This window comes from Actinomadura syzygii, from assembly GCF_008085905.1.
In the GTDB taxonomy this organism is placed as follows: domain Bacteria; phylum Actinomycetota; class Actinomycetes; order Streptosporangiales; family Streptosporangiaceae; genus Spirillospora; species Spirillospora syzygii.
Map to the genome: position 1 here is coordinate 152,721 of NZ_VSFF01000003.1, position 13,521 is coordinate 166,241.

The following is a 13,521-nucleotide window of genomic DNA, read 5'->3' on the forward strand; positions in this document are numbered from 1 at the left end:
GGGGGCGGGCGGCGGTCCTAGTCTCAAAGCGTTCGGTTTAACGAACGATCGGAGGGGCGATGACGCGGGTCGTGGTGCTGGGCGCCGGGATCGTCGGCGCCGCCTGCGCCCGCGAGCTGACCGCCGCCGGATGCGCGGTGACCGTCGTCGAGCGGGCGCGTCCCGCCGCCGCGACCACGGCGCACGGCGAGGGCAACATCCTCGTTTCCGACAAGGAGCCCGGTCCCGAACTGGAGCTGGCGCGGCTGTCGCTCCGGCTCTGGCCGCGCCTCCTGGAAGCGCTTCCCGATCCCGAAGCGGTCGAATGGGAGGCCAAAGGCGGGATCGTCGTCGCGACCACGCCGGAGGGCGCCGCAGCCCTGCGCGCCTTCGCCGCGGGCCAGCGTGCCGCCGGGATCACCGCCGCCGAACTGGACGCCGCCGCCTTCGCCGACGCCGAGCCGCACGCGGTGAAGGACGTCGCCGCCGCCGTCCACTACCCCGAGGACGCGCAGGTCCAGCCCGCCGCCGCGGCCACCGCGCTGCTCGGCGCCGCCGTCCGGGCCGGGGCCGTGCTGCGCACCGGCTGCGAGGTGACCGGCGCCGTCACACGAAAGGGCCGGATCACCGGCGTGCGCACCACCGGCGGGACGGTCGGCGCCGACGCCGTCGTCAACGCCGCCGGGCCGTGGTCGGGCGAGGTCGCGGCGCGGCTCGGCGTCCGGCTGGACGTCCGGCCCCGGCGCGGCGAGGTGCTCGTCACGGCGCCGCTGCCGCCGACCGTCTTCCACAAGGTCTACGACGCCGACTACGTGGGCGCGGTCGGCAGCGGCGAGGCGGGGCTCCAGGCGTCCGCCGTGGTCGAGTCGACCCGCGCCGGGACGGTCCTGATCGGCTCGACGCGCCGCCGCGCCGGGTTCAACGACCGGATCCGCCCCGGCGTGCTGTCGGTGCTCGCGGCGAGGGCGCTGCGCCTGTTCCCGTCGCTGGCCGGGGTCCCGGTGATGCGCGCCTACGGCGGGTTCCGCCCGTACGTCGCCGACCACCTCCCCGTGATCGGCCCCGACCCGGAGCTGGCCGGCCTCTGGCACGCCACCGGCCACGAGGGCGCCGGGATCGGGCTCTCCGCCGGGACCGCCGCCGTCCTGCGCGACCTGATGCTCGGCCGCGAACCGGAGATCGACGCCGCGCCGTTCCGCGTCGACCGGCCCGCCGTCCGCCCGGAGGGACGCGCCGCATGAGGCTCGTGGACGACGACCCGGCGGGACGGCGCGACGTCCCGCTGCGGATCACCGTGGACGGCGAGCCGGTCGCCGGGATCACGGGCCAGACCATCGCGGGCGTGCTGCTCGCGTCCGGCCACCGCGCTTGGCGGACGGGCCCGTCCGGCGCCCCGCGCGGCGTGTTCTGCGGCATCGGCGTGTGCTTCGACTGCCTGGTGACCGTGAACGGCGTCCGCGACGTCCGCGCCTGCGCCCGCCGCGCCCACGAGGGTGACACCGTGACGACCCAGTCCCGCGCGCAAGGAGACCTTCGATGACGAGGCGTGTCGTGGTCGTCGGGGCGGGGCCCGCGGGGCTTGGGGCGGCGGCGGGGGCGTTGCGGGCCGGGGCGGCGGTGACGCTGCTCGACGCCGCCGAGAACCCGGGCGGCCAGTACCACCGGATGCTTCCCGGCGCCTTCGCCGCCGCCGACCCCGGACGCCTCCACCACGGGTGGCGCGGCTTCGAGCGCCTCCGCGACCACGTGCTCGGGCACGCGCGGTGCGACTGGTGGCCGGAGAGCGCGGTCTGGGCCGTCGAGCGTCCCGACCGGGGCGTCCCGCACGTCCACGTGCTGCGCGGCGAGGCCGACGGAGCGGGGCGGGCGCGGCACGTGCTCGTGCCCGACGCGCTCGTCCTCGCGCCGGGCGCGCACGACCGCGTGCTGCCGTTCCCCGGCTGGGAACTCCCCGGAGTCCACACCGCCGGGGCGGCGCAGGCCCTCGTCAAGGGCGAGCGGCTCGTCATCGGCGACAGCGTGCTGATCGCCGGGACCGGGCCGTTCCTGCTCCCGGTCGCCGCGTCGCTGCTGGACGCGGGCGCCGCCGTCCACGGCGTGCTGGAGGCCAACACCGCGTCGACCGTGGCGCGGGGCTGGGGACGCCGCCCGTGGGAGCTTCCCGCCGAGTCCGGCAAGGCCGGTGAGCTGGCCGGATACCTCGGCCTGCTCGCCCGCCGCCGGGTCCCCTACCGGACGGGCCGCGCCGTCGTCGAGGCGCGCGGCGACGGCCGCGTCGAGGAGGCGGTTACGGCGCGGCTGCGTCCCGACTGGTCCGTCGTGCCCGGCACCGAGCGGACGATCGCCGTCGACGCCCTCTGCGTCACCCACGGCTTCAGCCCGCGCCTCGAACTCCCCGTCGCCGCCGGGTGCGCGCTCCGCGACGGCGCGTTCACCGAGGTGGACGCCGACCAGCGGACCAGCGTCCCCGGCGTCCACGCCGCCGGGGAGATCACCGGCATCGCCGGGGCGCAGGCCGCCCGCACCGAGGGCCTCCTCGCCGGATGGATCGCCGGGGGAGGAGCCCCGGACGCCCCCGAGGCGGTCCGGACGCGCCGCAGCCGCGACCGGGCCCGCGCGTTCGCCGCGCGGCTCGCCGCCGCGCATCCGATCGGCGCGGCGTGGCCCGGCTGGCTCCGCCCGGAGACCGTCGTGTGCCGCTGCGAGGAGACGACGTACGGTGCGCTGCTGAGCGCGGGCGGCGACCCGTCCCGCAACTCGGCGCACGCGGTCAGGCTCGGCACCCGCGCGGGCCTCGGCCCCTGCCAGGGGCGCATCTGCGGCCCGACGGTCGCCGAGTTGCTGCCGGACGCGGGCGGGAACCCGCACCACCGCCCGGTCGCCCAGCCGATCCGGCTAGGCGAACTGGCCCAGCCACCGGTCGAGAACCCGATCGAGAACACCGACAGGAAAGAGAGCGCCCGATGAGCGACACGCAGCCCACCGGCCTCGGCGGCGTCATCGTGGCCACGGCCCTGCCCTACCGCGCGGACGCGGCCGCGCCCGCCGGGCTCGCCGTCGACTACGACGCCTACGCCGAGCACTGCCGCTGGGTGGTCGGCAGCGGCTGCCGCGGCGTCGGCCCGAACGGCTCCCTCGGCGAGTACTCGTCGCTGACCGACGCGGAGCGCCGCCGCGTCGCCCGCACCGCCGTGGAGGCGGTCGGCGGGGACGGCGTGGTCGTCGCCGGGGTGCACGCCCCCGGCTCCCACCAGGCGCGGCACTGGGCCGAGATCGCCGCCGAGGACGGCGCGGACGGCGTCCTCTGCCTCCCCCCGACCATGTACCGGGCCAACCGGGCCGAGATCGTCGCGCACTTCGAGGCCGTCGCGTCCGTGGGTCTTCCGGTCATGGTCTACAACAACCCGATCGACACCAAGGTCGACCTCACCCCCGGCCTGCTCGCGGAGATCGCGCGGATCGACGGGGTCGTGGCGGTCAAGGAGTTCTCCGGGGACGTCCGCCGCGTCCTGGAGATAGGGGAGAAGGCGCCGGGGCTGGAGGTGGTCGCGGGCGCGGACGACGTCGTCCTCGAATCGCTGCTGATGGGCGCGACCGGATGGTTCGCGGGCTTCCCCAACGTGTTCCCCGCCGAGTCGGCCCTGCTCTACGACCTTGCGACCGGCGGCAGGCTGGAGGAGGCCCGCGCCCTGTACGAGCCGCTCGTCGCGGCGTTCCGCTGGGACTCGCGCACCGAGTTCGTCCAGGCGATCAAGCTCGGGATGGACCTCGTGGGCCGGTACGGCGGGGCGTGCCGCCCGCCGCGCGGGCCGCTCACCGCCGAGCAGCGCGCCGCCGTCGCCGACGACATGGCCCGCGCCGTCGCGGCCCTCGACCGGCGGCGGGCCGCCTGATGCGCTCGGTCCGCACGATCAGCGCCGTCGACTCCCACACCGAGGGCAACCCGGCCCGGATCGTCACCGGCGGCGTCGCGCCGATCCCCGGCGACACGATGGCCGCGAAGCGCCTGCACGCGATCGAGCACCTGGACGGCCTGCGCAGCTTCCTCATGGACGAGCCGCGCGGCCACGCCGCGATGAGCGGCGCGATCCTCCAGGAGCCCACCCGTCCGGACGCCGACTGGGGCGTCGTCTACATCGAGGCGTCCGGCTTCCTGCCGATGTGCGGGCACGGCACGATCGCGCTGGCGACCGTCCTGGTCGAGACGGGGATGGTCGAGGTCACCGAGCCGGAGACGGTCGTCCGGCTGGACGCGCCCGCCGGGCTCGTCGAGGCGAGGGTCGCGGTCCGCGACGGGCGCGCGGAGAGCGCCACGGTGCGCATGGTGCCGTCCTTCCTGCTCGAACGCGACGCCGTCGTGGACGTCCCCGGGCTCGGCGAGGTCCGCTACGACATGGCCTACGGCGGCAACTTCTACGCGATCACCGAGCTGGACGCCCTCGGCCTGCCGTTCGACCGGTCCCGCAAGGACGACATCGTCCGGGCCGGGCTCGCGATCATGGCAGCGATCAACGAGCGGAACCCGCCGCGGCACCCCGAGGACCCGGGCGTCGGCGGGACCAAGCACGTCCAGTTCCTCGCGCCGGGCTCGGACGCGAAGCACTCCCGCAACGCCATGGCGATCCACCCGGGCTGGTTCGACCGGTCGCCGTGCGGCACCGGCACCTGCGCGCGCATGGCGCAGCTGCACGCCCGCGGCGACCTGCCCCTGGACACCCGGTTCGTGAACGAGTCGTTCATCGGGACCCGCTTCCACGGCAGGCTCGCCGGCACGACCGAGGTCGGCGGGCTCCCCGCCGTCGTCCCGGAGATCTCCGGCCGCGCCTGGATCACCGGCACCGCGAACTACCTCCTCGACCCCGCCGACCCGTTCCCCGAGGGCTTCACCTTCTGATGACTCCCACTTCCATGACGGCCGTCGACTCGGCCGTGGACGCCGCCGTGTCGGCCGCGCCCGGCTGGGCCGCCGCCCCGCCCGAGACCCGCGCCGCCGCCCTGACATCGGTCGCCGCCGCCCTGGAGGGCGCCAGGGCCGACCTCGTCGCCCTCGCGGACGAAGAGACGCGCCTCGGCGAGGCCCGGCTGAACGGCGAGCTGACGCGCACGACGTTCCAGCTCGCGATGTTCGCCGACGCGGTGCGCGCGGGCGCCTTCCACGACGCGCGCATCGACCGTCCCGACCCGGACCGGCCCAACGGCCCGCGCCCCGACCTGCGCCGCTGCCGGATGGCCGTCGGTCCCGTGCTCGTGTTCGCGGCGAGCAACTTCCCGTTCGCGTTCAGCGTCGCGGGCGGCGACACCGCGTCCGCGTGGGCGGCCGGCTGCCCGGTCGTGGTCAAGGCCCATCCCGGGCATCCGCGCCTGTCCCGCCGGACGGCCGAGGCGATCCGCGCCGCCGGGCTCCCGGACGGGGTGTTCGGCCTCGTCGAGGACGCGGGCGAGGGCGAGGGCGAGGACGCGGGCGTCGCGGCCCTGCGGCATCCCGGCGTCGCCGCCGCCGCGTTCACCGGCTCGCAGCGCGGCGGGCTGGCGCTCGCGAAGATCGCCGCCGAACGTCCCGTGCCGATCCCGTTCTTCGCGGAGATGGGCAGCGTCAACCCGTCCGTGGTGACGCCCCGCGCCGCGCAGACGCGCGGTGACGAGATCGTCCAGGGTTACGCGGCGTCGCTCACCCTGGGCGCGGGACAGTTCTGCACCAACCCCGGCCTGTTGTTCGCGCCCGCCGGGCTGGTGGACCGGATCGCGCGGCGCGTGCGAGACGTCCCTGACGCGCCGATGCTGAACGACCGCATCGGCTCCGCGTTCGTGGCCGGGGCGGACGCGCTGGCGGCCCGCCCCGGCGTCCGGCGGCTGGTCTGGCCGGACGACCCGTCGTCCACCGCGCCGCGCCTCCTCGCCACCGACCTGGACGCCTTCGACGCCGCTGCCGCCGAGGAGTGCTTCGGCCCGCTCGGGCTGGTCGTCGCCTACGAGCGGCTGTCCGACCTGCCCGGCGTCCTCGCCGCGCTGCCGGGCCAGCTCACCGCGTCGCTGCACGCCGAACCTGACGAGGCCGCCGACCTCGCCGCGTCGGCGGCCGTGCTCGCGGGACGCGCCGGACGTGTCCTGTGGAACCAGTGGCCGACCGGCGTCTCCGTCACCAACGCGATGCAGCACGGCGGCCCGTACCCGGCGACGACCGCGCCGTCCACCACCTCGGTCGGAACGGCCGCGATCGAGCGGTTCCTGCGTCCCGTCGCCTTCCAGGGCTGGCCGCAGGAACTCCTGCCGCCCCCGCTCCGCGACGACAACCCGTGGAACGTCCCGCAGGACGTCCGATAGGAGAAAGAGTCAGCCGACCCAGACCGTCTTGGCGTTGCAGAAGGCGTGCATGCCCTCCGCGGACAGTTCGCGCCCGTAGCCGGAGCGCTTCGTCCCACCGAACGGCAGCTCCGGATAGGACGTCGTCATCCCGTTGATGAACACCTGCCCGGCGTCGAGTTCCCGGACGAACCGCTCCCGCTCGTCGTCGTCGCGCGTCCAGGCGTTGGAGCCGAGCCCGAAGCCCGTCGCGTTCGCGACCTCGACCGCCTCCGACACCCCGCGCACGCGGAACAGCGACGCGACCGGCGCGAACACCTCCTCGTGGTACATCCGCATCTCCGGCGTCACCCCGGACACGACGGTCGGCGGGTAGAACCAGCCGGGGCCGTCCGGGCGCTCGCCGCCGCACAGCACCTCCGCGCCCTTGGAGACCGCGTCCGCGACCAGTTCCTCGGTCTCGGCGCGGGCCCGCTCGCTGACGAGGGGGCCGATGTCGGTGGCGTCGTCCAGCGGGTCGCCGACCTTCTTCGCGCGCATGTCCGCGACGAACCGCCGCTCGAACTCGTCCGCGCAGCCGATGTCCACGATGAACCGCTTCGCGGAGATGCAGCTCTGCCCGTTGTTGAGGCACCGGGACTCCGCCGCCGTCCTCGCCGCGGCCTCGATGTCGGCGGACGGCATCACCACGAACGGGTCGCTGCCGCCGAGTTCCAGCACCGTCGTCTTGACCTCGCTCCCGGCGATCGACGCGACGGACCGCCCGGCGGGCTCGCTGCCGGTGAGCGTCGCCGCCTTCACCCGCGGGTCCCGCAGCACCTGCTCGACCTGCGACGACCCGATCAGCAGCGTTTGGAAGGCGCCCTCGGGGAACCCGGCGCGGTGGAACAGGTCCTCCAGGAACAGCGCCGTCTGCGGGACGTTCGACGCGTGCTTCAGCAGCCCGACGTTCCCCGCCATCAGCCCCGGCGCGGCGAACCTGACCACCTGCCAGAGCGGGAAGTTCCACGGCATGACCGCGAGGACCGGCCCGAGCGGCTCGTAGCGGACGTAGGCGTCCCGCGCGTCCACGTCGCGGGGGTCGGCGGGACGCCGGTCGGCGAGGAACTCCGCCGCGTGCTCCGCGTAGAACCGGCACGCCTTCGCGCACTTGCGCGCCTCCGACCCGGCGGCCTTCAGCGTCTTGCCCATCTCGGTGGTCATGATCACGGCGATCTGCTCGGCCTCCCGGTCGAGGATGTCCGCCGCCGCGTTCATCCATTCCGCGCGCCGGTCGAGCGCGGTCGTCCGGTAGGAGGCGAACGTCTGCGCGGCCCGGGCGATGCGCCGGTCGACCTCCTCGCCGGTCAGCGCGTCGAAGGTCTTCTCCACCTCGCCCGTCGCGGGGTTGGTCGTCGCGATCGTCGTCATGCCGGGGAGGTGCCCGTGGCGCCGACCAGGAAACGCCGGGCAGGAAACGCGGTCAGGCGGGGATCACGCAGACGGGCGACGGCACCGCCAGCGGCGGACCGGCGGGAACGGGCACGCCGTCCGCGCCGATCCGGAACGTCGCGACCGTGTCGTCGTGCTCGTTGGCCACGTGCATCCAGGCGTCATCGACGTGCAGATCGACGTGCAGGTCGCGGGGGCCGCGCCCGCCGGACGGGACGTCCGCGACCGCGGCGAGCGCGGCGCCGTCGTCCAGCACCCGGTGGGCGGTCACCACGTCCGCGCCGCGCGTGGACGTGTACACGAACCGCCCGCCGCCGCCGAGCTTGATCGCCGCGGGCAGCGGCGTGCCGCTCACCGGACCGGCCGTCACGGGGGTCTCCGCGACGACCTCCAGCCGCGCGTACCCGTCCACCGGCCGCAGCACGAGGACGGTCGCGGCCAGCTCGGTCACCACGTGCACGTACCCGCCCGGATGGACGACCAGGTGCCGCGGCCCGGACCCCGGCGGAACGGGCGTCTCGCCGGTGAGGCGCAGCGCGCCGTCCTCGATCCGGAACGACCGGACGAGGTCGGCGCCGAGGTCGGTGGTCAGGACGGTCCCGTCCGGCGCGGACGCGCTCGCGTGGGCGTGCGGCCCCTCCTGCCGGTCCGCGCGCGGCCCGCTCCCGTGCCCTTCCGCGACGGCGGGCTCGCCCGCGAACGCGCCGTCCGGGCCCAGCGGGACGGCCCGGACCGTCCCAGAGCCGTAGTCCGCGACGACCAGGTGCCCCGCGCCAGGCGGCACGTGCAGGTGGCACGGCAGTGCTCCCGCAGCGCGGCTCCCGATCTCGCGGAGCCGCCCGCCGGACGCGCCGAACGCGACGACGCCGCCCTCGTTCTCCTCCCGCACCGCGTAGAGGACGTCCCCGCCGGGACCCGCGGCTAGATACGACGGGCTCACCGCCTCGGCGGCGAGCAGGGGAGCGGTCAGGACGCCGTCGTCCCGCCGCGTGACCCGGTAGATCCCGGCGCCGCGACCGGCCTCACCGGTGTAGGTGCCCACCCAGAACGCCCGCTCGCCCACCAGAACTCCCCTCACGCCCGAGACAGAGAGGTGAGCCTAGCGCGAGCGGAGGGTCACTCCGCTGGCCGAGCCGGCGTCGCGGGACGGAGGAGCGCCTCCTGCTGGACGGACGCGAGAAGCGTCCCGTGCGCGGTGTGGAGGGTGCCCCGGGCGAGGCCGCGGGCGCCGTGGTTCGTCACCGGGTCCACCTTGTAGAGCAGCCACCGGTCGACGCGCGGCGGACGGTGGAACCACACCGCGTGGTCCAGCGACACCGCCGTGGCCAACTCGCGCGGCGAGCCCGGCGCGCGGGCACCGCTGACGACCGCCATGTCCGACAGGTAGGCGATCAGGCAGGCGTGCATGACCGGGTCGTCGCCGACCGGGTCCGCCGCGCGGATCCAGAACGGGTGGCTGAGCGGGAACTCGCCCTCGTTCGGCGGGTTCACCAGGCGGACGTCGAAGCCGAACGGGCGTCCGAAGAACTCCGGCGGGTCCAGGGCGGTCAGGCCCTCCGGGCCGGGCGCGCCGGACGGCGGCTCCTCCTGCCAGTCGAACCCGTCCTCCGGGTCGTGGAACGAGGCGATCAGCTCCAGGATCGGCTTGCCGCCCTGGCTCGCCGTCACGTGCCGGGTGGAGAAGGACCGGCCGTCCCGCGTGCGGGCGACCTCGAACGTCAGCGGCTCGTCCGGCGTGCCGGGGCGGATGAAGTAGGCGTGCAGCGAGTGCGGCGGCCGCCCGTCCGCCGTCAGGCACGCGGCGCGCAGGCTCTGCGCGGCGACCTGGCCGCCGAACAGCCGGGGCCGCCCCACCGACCGGGACGTGGTGACGAACACGTCCTCGCCGAGCGGCGCGAGGTCGAACAGCCGCGCGAGCCCGGAGGGGGCCTCGGAAGGGACGTCGCTCATCGGGAACCTCCTGCGCCTGCCGCCGTGCCCGGTCGTGGCGCGACCCTACCGGCGCGCCCGCGGCGGGCCCCGCGGCGGGCCCCGCATCGGGTGGGACGCCTGCGCGTCCGGGCGGCGCCCTGATACGGTCACGCGCGGTCGACCTATGATCGCCGGCAGGGGACGGCGGGCGCCCGGGGGACGCGGCGCCCGTCCTCGCTCCGTGAGGGGACGGGCCCCGCCGTGCGAGGAGATGAGAGAAGGCAATGGCTGATATCACCGAGTCGCCGGAGTGGTCCGCGCTGGCCGACCACCAGGCGGCGCTCGCCGGGCGGCACCTGCGCGAGCTGTTCGCGGACGACCCGGGCCGCGCCGACCGCATGACGGTGACCGCGGGGGACCTGTACCTGGACTACTCCAAGCACCGCGCCGACGCCGACACGGTGCGGCTGCTCGTCGCGCTCGCCGAGCGGGCCGGGCTGCGCGGACGGATCGACGCGATGTTCGCCGGGGAGCACATCAACGTCAGCGAGGACCGGGCCGTCCTGCACACGGCGCTGCGGCTGCCGCCCGGCGAGGCGCTCGCCGTCGACGGCCAGGACGTGGCGGGCGACGTGCACGCCGTCCTCGACAAGATGGCCGACTTCGCCGGGCGCGTCCGCGGGGGCGAGTGGACGGGCTTCACCGGCAAGACCATCACGACCGTCGTGAACATCGGCATCGGCGGCTCCGACCTCGGCCCCGCCATGGCCTACGAGGCGCTGCACGACTACGCCGACGCGGGCATCTCGTGCCGGTTCGTGTCGAACATCGACCCGGCCGACATCGTCGGGAAGCTCGCCGGCCTCGACCCCGAGCGGACGCTGTTCGTCGTCGCCTCGAAGACGTTCGGGACGCTGGAGACGCTCACCAACGCCAAGGCCGCCCGGCGGTGGCTGGTCGACGGGCTCGGCGCCGACGAGGCCGTGTCCCGGCACTTCGTCGCGGTGTCGACCAACGCGGAGCGGGTCGCGGACTTCGGCATCGACACCGCCAACATGTTCGGCTTCTGGGACTGGGTCGGCGGGCGCTACTCCTTCGACGGCGCCATCGGCCTGTCCCTGATGATCGCGATCGGCGGCGAGGCGTTCCGCGAGATGCTCGCCGGGTTCCGCGAGATCGACGAGCACTTCCGCAGCGCGCCGTTCGAGGCGAACATGCCGGTGCTGATGGGCCTGCTCGGCGTCTGGTACACCGACTTCTTCGGCGCGCAGACCCGGGCCGTGCTGCCTTACAGCCAGCGCCTCGCGCGCTTCCCCGCCTACCTCCAGCAGCTCACGATGGAGTCGAACGGCAAGTCGGTGCGGGCGGACGGCGCGCCCGTCGTCGCGCAGACCGGCGAGATCTTCTGGGGCGAGCCCGGCACCAACGGGCAGCACGCCTTCTACCAGTTGCTGCACCAGGGGACGCGGCTCGTCCCGGCCGACTTCATCGGCTTCGCCGAGCCGTTCGCCGAGCCCGCCCTCGACGGCGCCGCCGACGCCTCCACCGGGATGCACGACCTGCTCACCGCGAACCTGCTCGCGCAGACGTCCGCGCTCGCGTTCGGCAAGACCGCCGAGGAGATCGCGGCGGAGGGGACGCCGGCGGCGGTCGTCCCGCACAAGGTGATGCCGGGCAACCGTCCGACCAGCACGATCCTCGTGCCGAAGCTCACGCCGAAGACGCTCGGCTCGCTCGTCGCCCTTTACGAGCACATCGTCTTCGTCGAGGGGACGATCTGGGGCATCGACTCCTTCGACCAGTGGGGCGTCGAGCTGGGCAAGGTCATGGCCATGGACCTCGCGCCCGCGCTGACCTCGGCGGAGCCGCCGTCGCAGGCGCCGGACCCGTCGACCGCCGCGCTCGTCCGCCGGTACCGCGAACTGCGCGGCCGCCGCGTCTGACCCGCGAACGACGTCTGACCCCGCGAACGACGTCTGACGCCCGCGAACGGCAAGGGGCCCGCCGGTCGGAACCGGCGGGCCCTTCGCGTGCGAGTCGGTCAGGCGTGTGCCACGGGACCGTCGGCGACGGGGCCGCCGGCCCAGCCCTGGGTCTCCATGATGGCGCGGAACTCCTCGTAGGAGATGAACCCGTCGAGGTTGGTGTCGGCCTTCTCGAACCTGTCCTGGGTCTCGGAGCGCGTCCAGGAGAGGCCGAGCTCCTCCAGGACGAGCGTGAACTCCATCAGGTCGAGCTTCTGGTCTCCGCCGAGGTCCGCGCGCCTGAACACGGTGGGAAGGTCGTCCCCGGTCGGTCGTGTCGTCATCTCGCTCCCCGTTCTGGTCCGATGAGCGGCATCCTGCCACAGCGGGAGCCGTTCCGCGCTAAGCGTCGCCGGTCAGCTCGGGGATGCGGTGCCGGTAGCGCTCCAGCAGCGCGATGTTCACCTCGTCGCCGCCCGGAACGTTCGCGCTCGTCCAGCGGGGCAGCTCCACGCCGCCCGCCGCGGCGAGGTCGTCGAGCGCGGCGAGCACCCGCGACCAGGCGTACGCGGCGAGGATCGTGGACGCCGCCGCCGTGCGCGGCGCCGCCGCCGGGTGGACGACGTCGCCCGGCGGGACGCGCGTGTCCAGCACGATCGCGGCGTGGTCGGCGAGCGTCGTCGCGGTCCGCGCGGCCGCGCCCTCCGCCGCCCGCGCCGACGTCACCGCGACGACCGGCACCCCGCGCGCCGCGCACTCGGCGGCGACCTCGACCGGGTACGGGTTGCGCCCGCTGGTGGAGAACACGACCGCCACGTCCGGCGGGGCGGGCGCGGCGGCCTCCACCACGGCGCGCCCGACCCCGGCGCGGCGCTCGACGCGGGTGCTGCGGACGGCGTGGTCCAGCGGGAACACGCCGGGGTCCCAGATCGGGCGGACGGCGGCGAGCCCGCCCGCCCGGTAGAACGTCTCGAACACCATGGCCAGGGAGTGCCCCGCCCCGGCGACGTGGACGATCCCGTCCGCCTCGACCGACGCCAGCAGCAGCGCGGCGGCGTCGTCGATCGCCTCGCCGGAGGCGGCGTCGAGATCGTCCAGCAGCGTCCGCACCCGGCTGGAGAACTCGGACCGGGTGCCCTCAAGCATCGGGGACGGCCTCCTTCAGGACGCGGGCCAGGTCCTGCTCGTCCGACGCGCCGCGGAGCCGGTCGGCCAGCCCGCCGGACAGCGCGCGGGCCAGCGCGGACAGCGTCCCGACGTGGACGTCGGGGTCGGGCGTGCAGAACGCGAGGAGCAGGTCGACGGGGTCGTTGTCAGGGTGCCCGAACCCGACGGGCGACGCCAGCCGGGTCACGCCGACGCCGACCGCGAGCCCGCCCTCCTCCGGACGGGCGTGGACGAGCGCGAGCCCCTTCGTCAGCACGATGTAGGGGCCGTTCTCCTCCACCACCCGGACGCACGCCTCCGGGTAGCCCTCGCCCGCCGCGCCGGCGGCGACCAGCGCGGCCGCCGCCGCCCGGACGGCCTCCCGCCAGTCGTCCGCCGCCACCGCGTCCGTCGCGGTCACCACGGGCGCCTGCCGGGAGACCGAAGCCTCAGCACGGTCCGTCATGACAGCCAGCCCTGGTCGGTCAGGCGGTCACGGAGCTGCGCCTCCAGGCCGTCCTTGTCCAGGAAGTCGCTGACCGTGATCACCACGGGCGCCAGCTCGGAGATCTCGCTGGTGTGCATGCCCTGGCCGATCACCACGTCGGGCGTCATCCCGCGCGCCGTGGACACGTCGGTGTTCTCCACCCGGGCGTCCACGCCGAGCGAGCGGAGCGCGTCCTCGGCGGTCATCTTCAGCATCAGGCTGGAGCCCATCCCGACGCCGCAGACGGCGAGGACCTCCAGTCGCCGGTCCAATGCCATGTCGCTCCTTCCTTGTCGCGATGCG

Annotated in this window: 14 protein-coding genes; 7 read left to right on the forward strand and 7 right to left on the reverse strand. The window is 75.2% G+C overall.

Features of this window, described 5'->3' with window-relative positions; genetic code table 11:
* Positions 1 to 59: 59 nt before the first annotated feature.
* Genes FXF65_RS07785 through FXF65_RS07810 form a run of 6 tightly spaced genes read left to right on the forward strand, consistent with a single transcriptional unit; the run spans position 60 to position 6,300 of the window.
* Entirely contained in the window at positions 60 to 1,220 is a 1,161-nt protein-coding gene (locus FXF65_RS07785; RefSeq protein ID WP_148349047.1) for an NAD(P)/FAD-dependent oxidoreductase, read from the forward strand.
* Complete coding sequence (locus FXF65_RS07790; protein ID WP_148349048.1) at positions 1,217 to 1,519, forward strand: (2Fe-2S)-binding protein; 303 nt, start codon at positions 1,217 to 1,219, stop codon at positions 1,517 to 1,519. The genes FXF65_RS07785 and FXF65_RS07790 overlap by 4 nt, the downstream gene beginning before the upstream one ends.
* A complete protein-coding gene (locus FXF65_RS07795) occupies positions 1,516 to 2,946 on the forward strand; it encodes an FAD/NAD(P)-dependent oxidoreductase (RefSeq protein WP_148349049.1) in 1,431 nt (476 codons plus the stop codon). The genes FXF65_RS07790 and FXF65_RS07795 overlap by 4 nt, the downstream gene beginning before the upstream one ends.
* Positions 2,943 to 3,872, forward strand: coding sequence for a dihydrodipicolinate synthase family protein (locus FXF65_RS07800; protein ID WP_148349050.1), 930 nt, complete (start codon positions 2,943 to 2,945; stop codon positions 3,870 to 3,872). The genes FXF65_RS07795 and FXF65_RS07800 overlap by 4 nt, the downstream gene beginning before the upstream one ends.
* Complete coding sequence (locus tag FXF65_RS07805) at positions 3,872 to 4,873, forward strand: proline racemase family protein (protein WP_148349051.1); 1,002 nt, start codon at positions 3,872 to 3,874, stop codon at positions 4,871 to 4,873. The genes FXF65_RS07800 and FXF65_RS07805 overlap by 1 nt, the downstream gene beginning before the upstream one ends.
* A 14-nt stretch (positions 4,874 to 4,887) precedes the next feature.
* Positions 4,888 to 6,300 carry an aldehyde dehydrogenase (NADP(+)) gene (locus FXF65_RS07810; RefSeq protein WP_246198411.1) on the forward strand — a complete coding sequence of 471 codons (1,413 nt, stop codon included), beginning with the start codon at positions 4,888 to 4,890 and terminating at the stop codon, positions 6,298 to 6,300.
* 9 nt (positions 6,301 to 6,309) lie between these two features.
* Here FXF65_RS07810 and FXF65_RS07815 read toward each other — a convergent pair whose 3' ends face one another.
* The 3 genes from FXF65_RS07815 to FXF65_RS07825 are packed head-to-tail and all read right to left on the reverse strand — an operon-like array spanning position 6,310 to position 9,660.
* On the reverse strand, positions 6,310 to 7,689 hold the full coding sequence (locus FXF65_RS07815) for an NADP-dependent succinic semialdehyde dehydrogenase (protein ID WP_148349053.1): 1,380 nt from the start codon (positions 7,687 to 7,689) through the stop codon (positions 6,310 to 6,312).
* A gap of 52 nt (positions 7,690 to 7,741) precedes the next feature.
* The gene (locus FXF65_RS07820; RefSeq protein ID WP_148349054.1) at positions 7,742 to 8,773 is read right to left on the reverse strand and encodes a lactonase family protein; all 1,032 of its coding nucleotides are present in this window, start codon (positions 8,771 to 8,773) and stop codon (positions 7,742 to 7,744) included.
* Positions 8,774 to 8,826: 53 nt separating this feature from the next.
* A complete protein-coding gene (locus FXF65_RS07825) occupies positions 8,827 to 9,660 on the reverse strand; it encodes an acyl-CoA thioesterase (protein ID WP_148349055.1) in 834 nt (277 codons plus the stop codon).
* Positions 9,661 to 9,905: 245 nt separating this feature from the next.
* Here FXF65_RS07825 and pgi point away from each other — a divergent pair, with 245 nt between their 5' ends.
* Complete coding sequence (pgi, locus tag FXF65_RS07830; RefSeq protein WP_148349056.1) at positions 9,906 to 11,564, forward strand: glucose-6-phosphate isomerase; 1,659 nt, start codon at positions 9,906 to 9,908, stop codon at positions 11,562 to 11,564.
* 98 nt (positions 11,565 to 11,662) lie between these two features.
* Here pgi and FXF65_RS07835 read toward each other — a convergent pair whose 3' ends face one another.
* The 4 genes from FXF65_RS07835 to FXF65_RS07850 are packed head-to-tail and all read right to left on the reverse strand — an operon-like array spanning position 11,663 to position 13,496.
* On the reverse strand, positions 11,663 to 11,929 hold the full coding sequence (locus tag FXF65_RS07835; protein WP_148349057.1) for an EF-hand domain-containing protein: 267 nt from the start codon (positions 11,927 to 11,929) through the stop codon (positions 11,663 to 11,665).
* Positions 11,930 to 11,987: 58 nt separating this feature from the next.
* Positions 11,988 to 12,731: a sugar isomerase domain-containing protein gene (locus FXF65_RS07840; RefSeq protein ID WP_148349058.1), complete on the reverse strand. Its 744-nt coding sequence runs from the start codon at positions 12,729 to 12,731 to the stop codon at positions 11,988 to 11,990.
* Complete coding sequence (locus FXF65_RS07845; protein ID WP_148349059.1) at positions 12,724 to 13,197, reverse strand: PTS sugar transporter subunit IIA; 474 nt, start codon at positions 13,195 to 13,197, stop codon at positions 12,724 to 12,726. Before FXF65_RS07845 ends, FXF65_RS07840 begins: the two co-directional genes overlap by 8 nt.
* Complete coding sequence (locus FXF65_RS07850) at positions 13,194 to 13,496, reverse strand: PTS sugar transporter subunit IIB (protein ID WP_148349060.1); 303 nt, start codon at positions 13,494 to 13,496, stop codon at positions 13,194 to 13,196. Before FXF65_RS07850 ends, FXF65_RS07845 begins: the two co-directional genes overlap by 4 nt.
* Positions 13,497 to 13,521 lie beyond the last annotated feature (25 nt).

Coding starts and splice junctions, on each gene's coding strand:
- FXF65_RS07785 (WP_148349047.1), top strand. CDS start 60: ATGACGCGGGTCGTGGTGCTGGGCGCCGGGATCGTCGGCGCCGCCTGC.
- FXF65_RS07790 (WP_148349048.1), top strand. CDS start 1,217: ATGAGGCTCGTGGACGACGACCCGGCGGGACGGCGCGACGTCCCGCTG.
- FXF65_RS07795 (WP_148349049.1), top strand. CDS start 1,516: ATGACGAGGCGTGTCGTGGTCGTCGGGGCGGGGCCCGCGGGGCTTGGG.
- FXF65_RS07800 (WP_148349050.1), top strand. CDS start 2,943: ATGAGCGACACGCAGCCCACCGGCCTCGGCGGCGTCATCGTGGCCACG.
- FXF65_RS07805 (WP_148349051.1), top strand. CDS start 3,872: ATGCGCTCGGTCCGCACGATCAGCGCCGTCGACTCCCACACCGAGGGC.
- FXF65_RS07810 (WP_246198411.1), top strand. CDS start 4,888: ATGACGGCCGTCGACTCGGCCGTGGACGCCGCCGTGTCGGCCGCGCCC.
- FXF65_RS07815 (WP_148349053.1), bottom strand. CDS start 7,689: ATGACGACGATCGCGACGACCAACCCCGCGACGGGCGAGGTGGAGAAG.
- FXF65_RS07825 (WP_148349055.1), bottom strand. CDS start 9,660: ATGAGCGACGTCCCTTCCGAGGCCCCCTCCGGGCTCGCGCGGCTGTTC.
- pgi (WP_148349056.1), top strand. CDS start 9,906: ATGGCTGATATCACCGAGTCGCCGGAGTGGTCCGCGCTGGCCGACCAC.
- FXF65_RS07835 (WP_148349057.1), bottom strand. CDS start 11,929: ATGACGACACGACCGACCGGGGACGACCTTCCCACCGTGTTCAGGCGC.
- FXF65_RS07840 (WP_148349058.1), bottom strand. CDS start 12,731: ATGCTTGAGGGCACCCGGTCCGAGTTCTCCAGCCGGGTGCGGACGCTG.
- FXF65_RS07845 (WP_148349059.1), bottom strand. CDS start 13,197: ATGACGGACCGTGCTGAGGCTTCGGTCTCCCGGCAGGCGCCCGTGGTG.
- FXF65_RS07850 (WP_148349060.1), bottom strand. CDS start 13,496: ATGGCATTGGACCGGCGACTGGAGGTCCTCGCCGTCTGCGGCGTCGGG.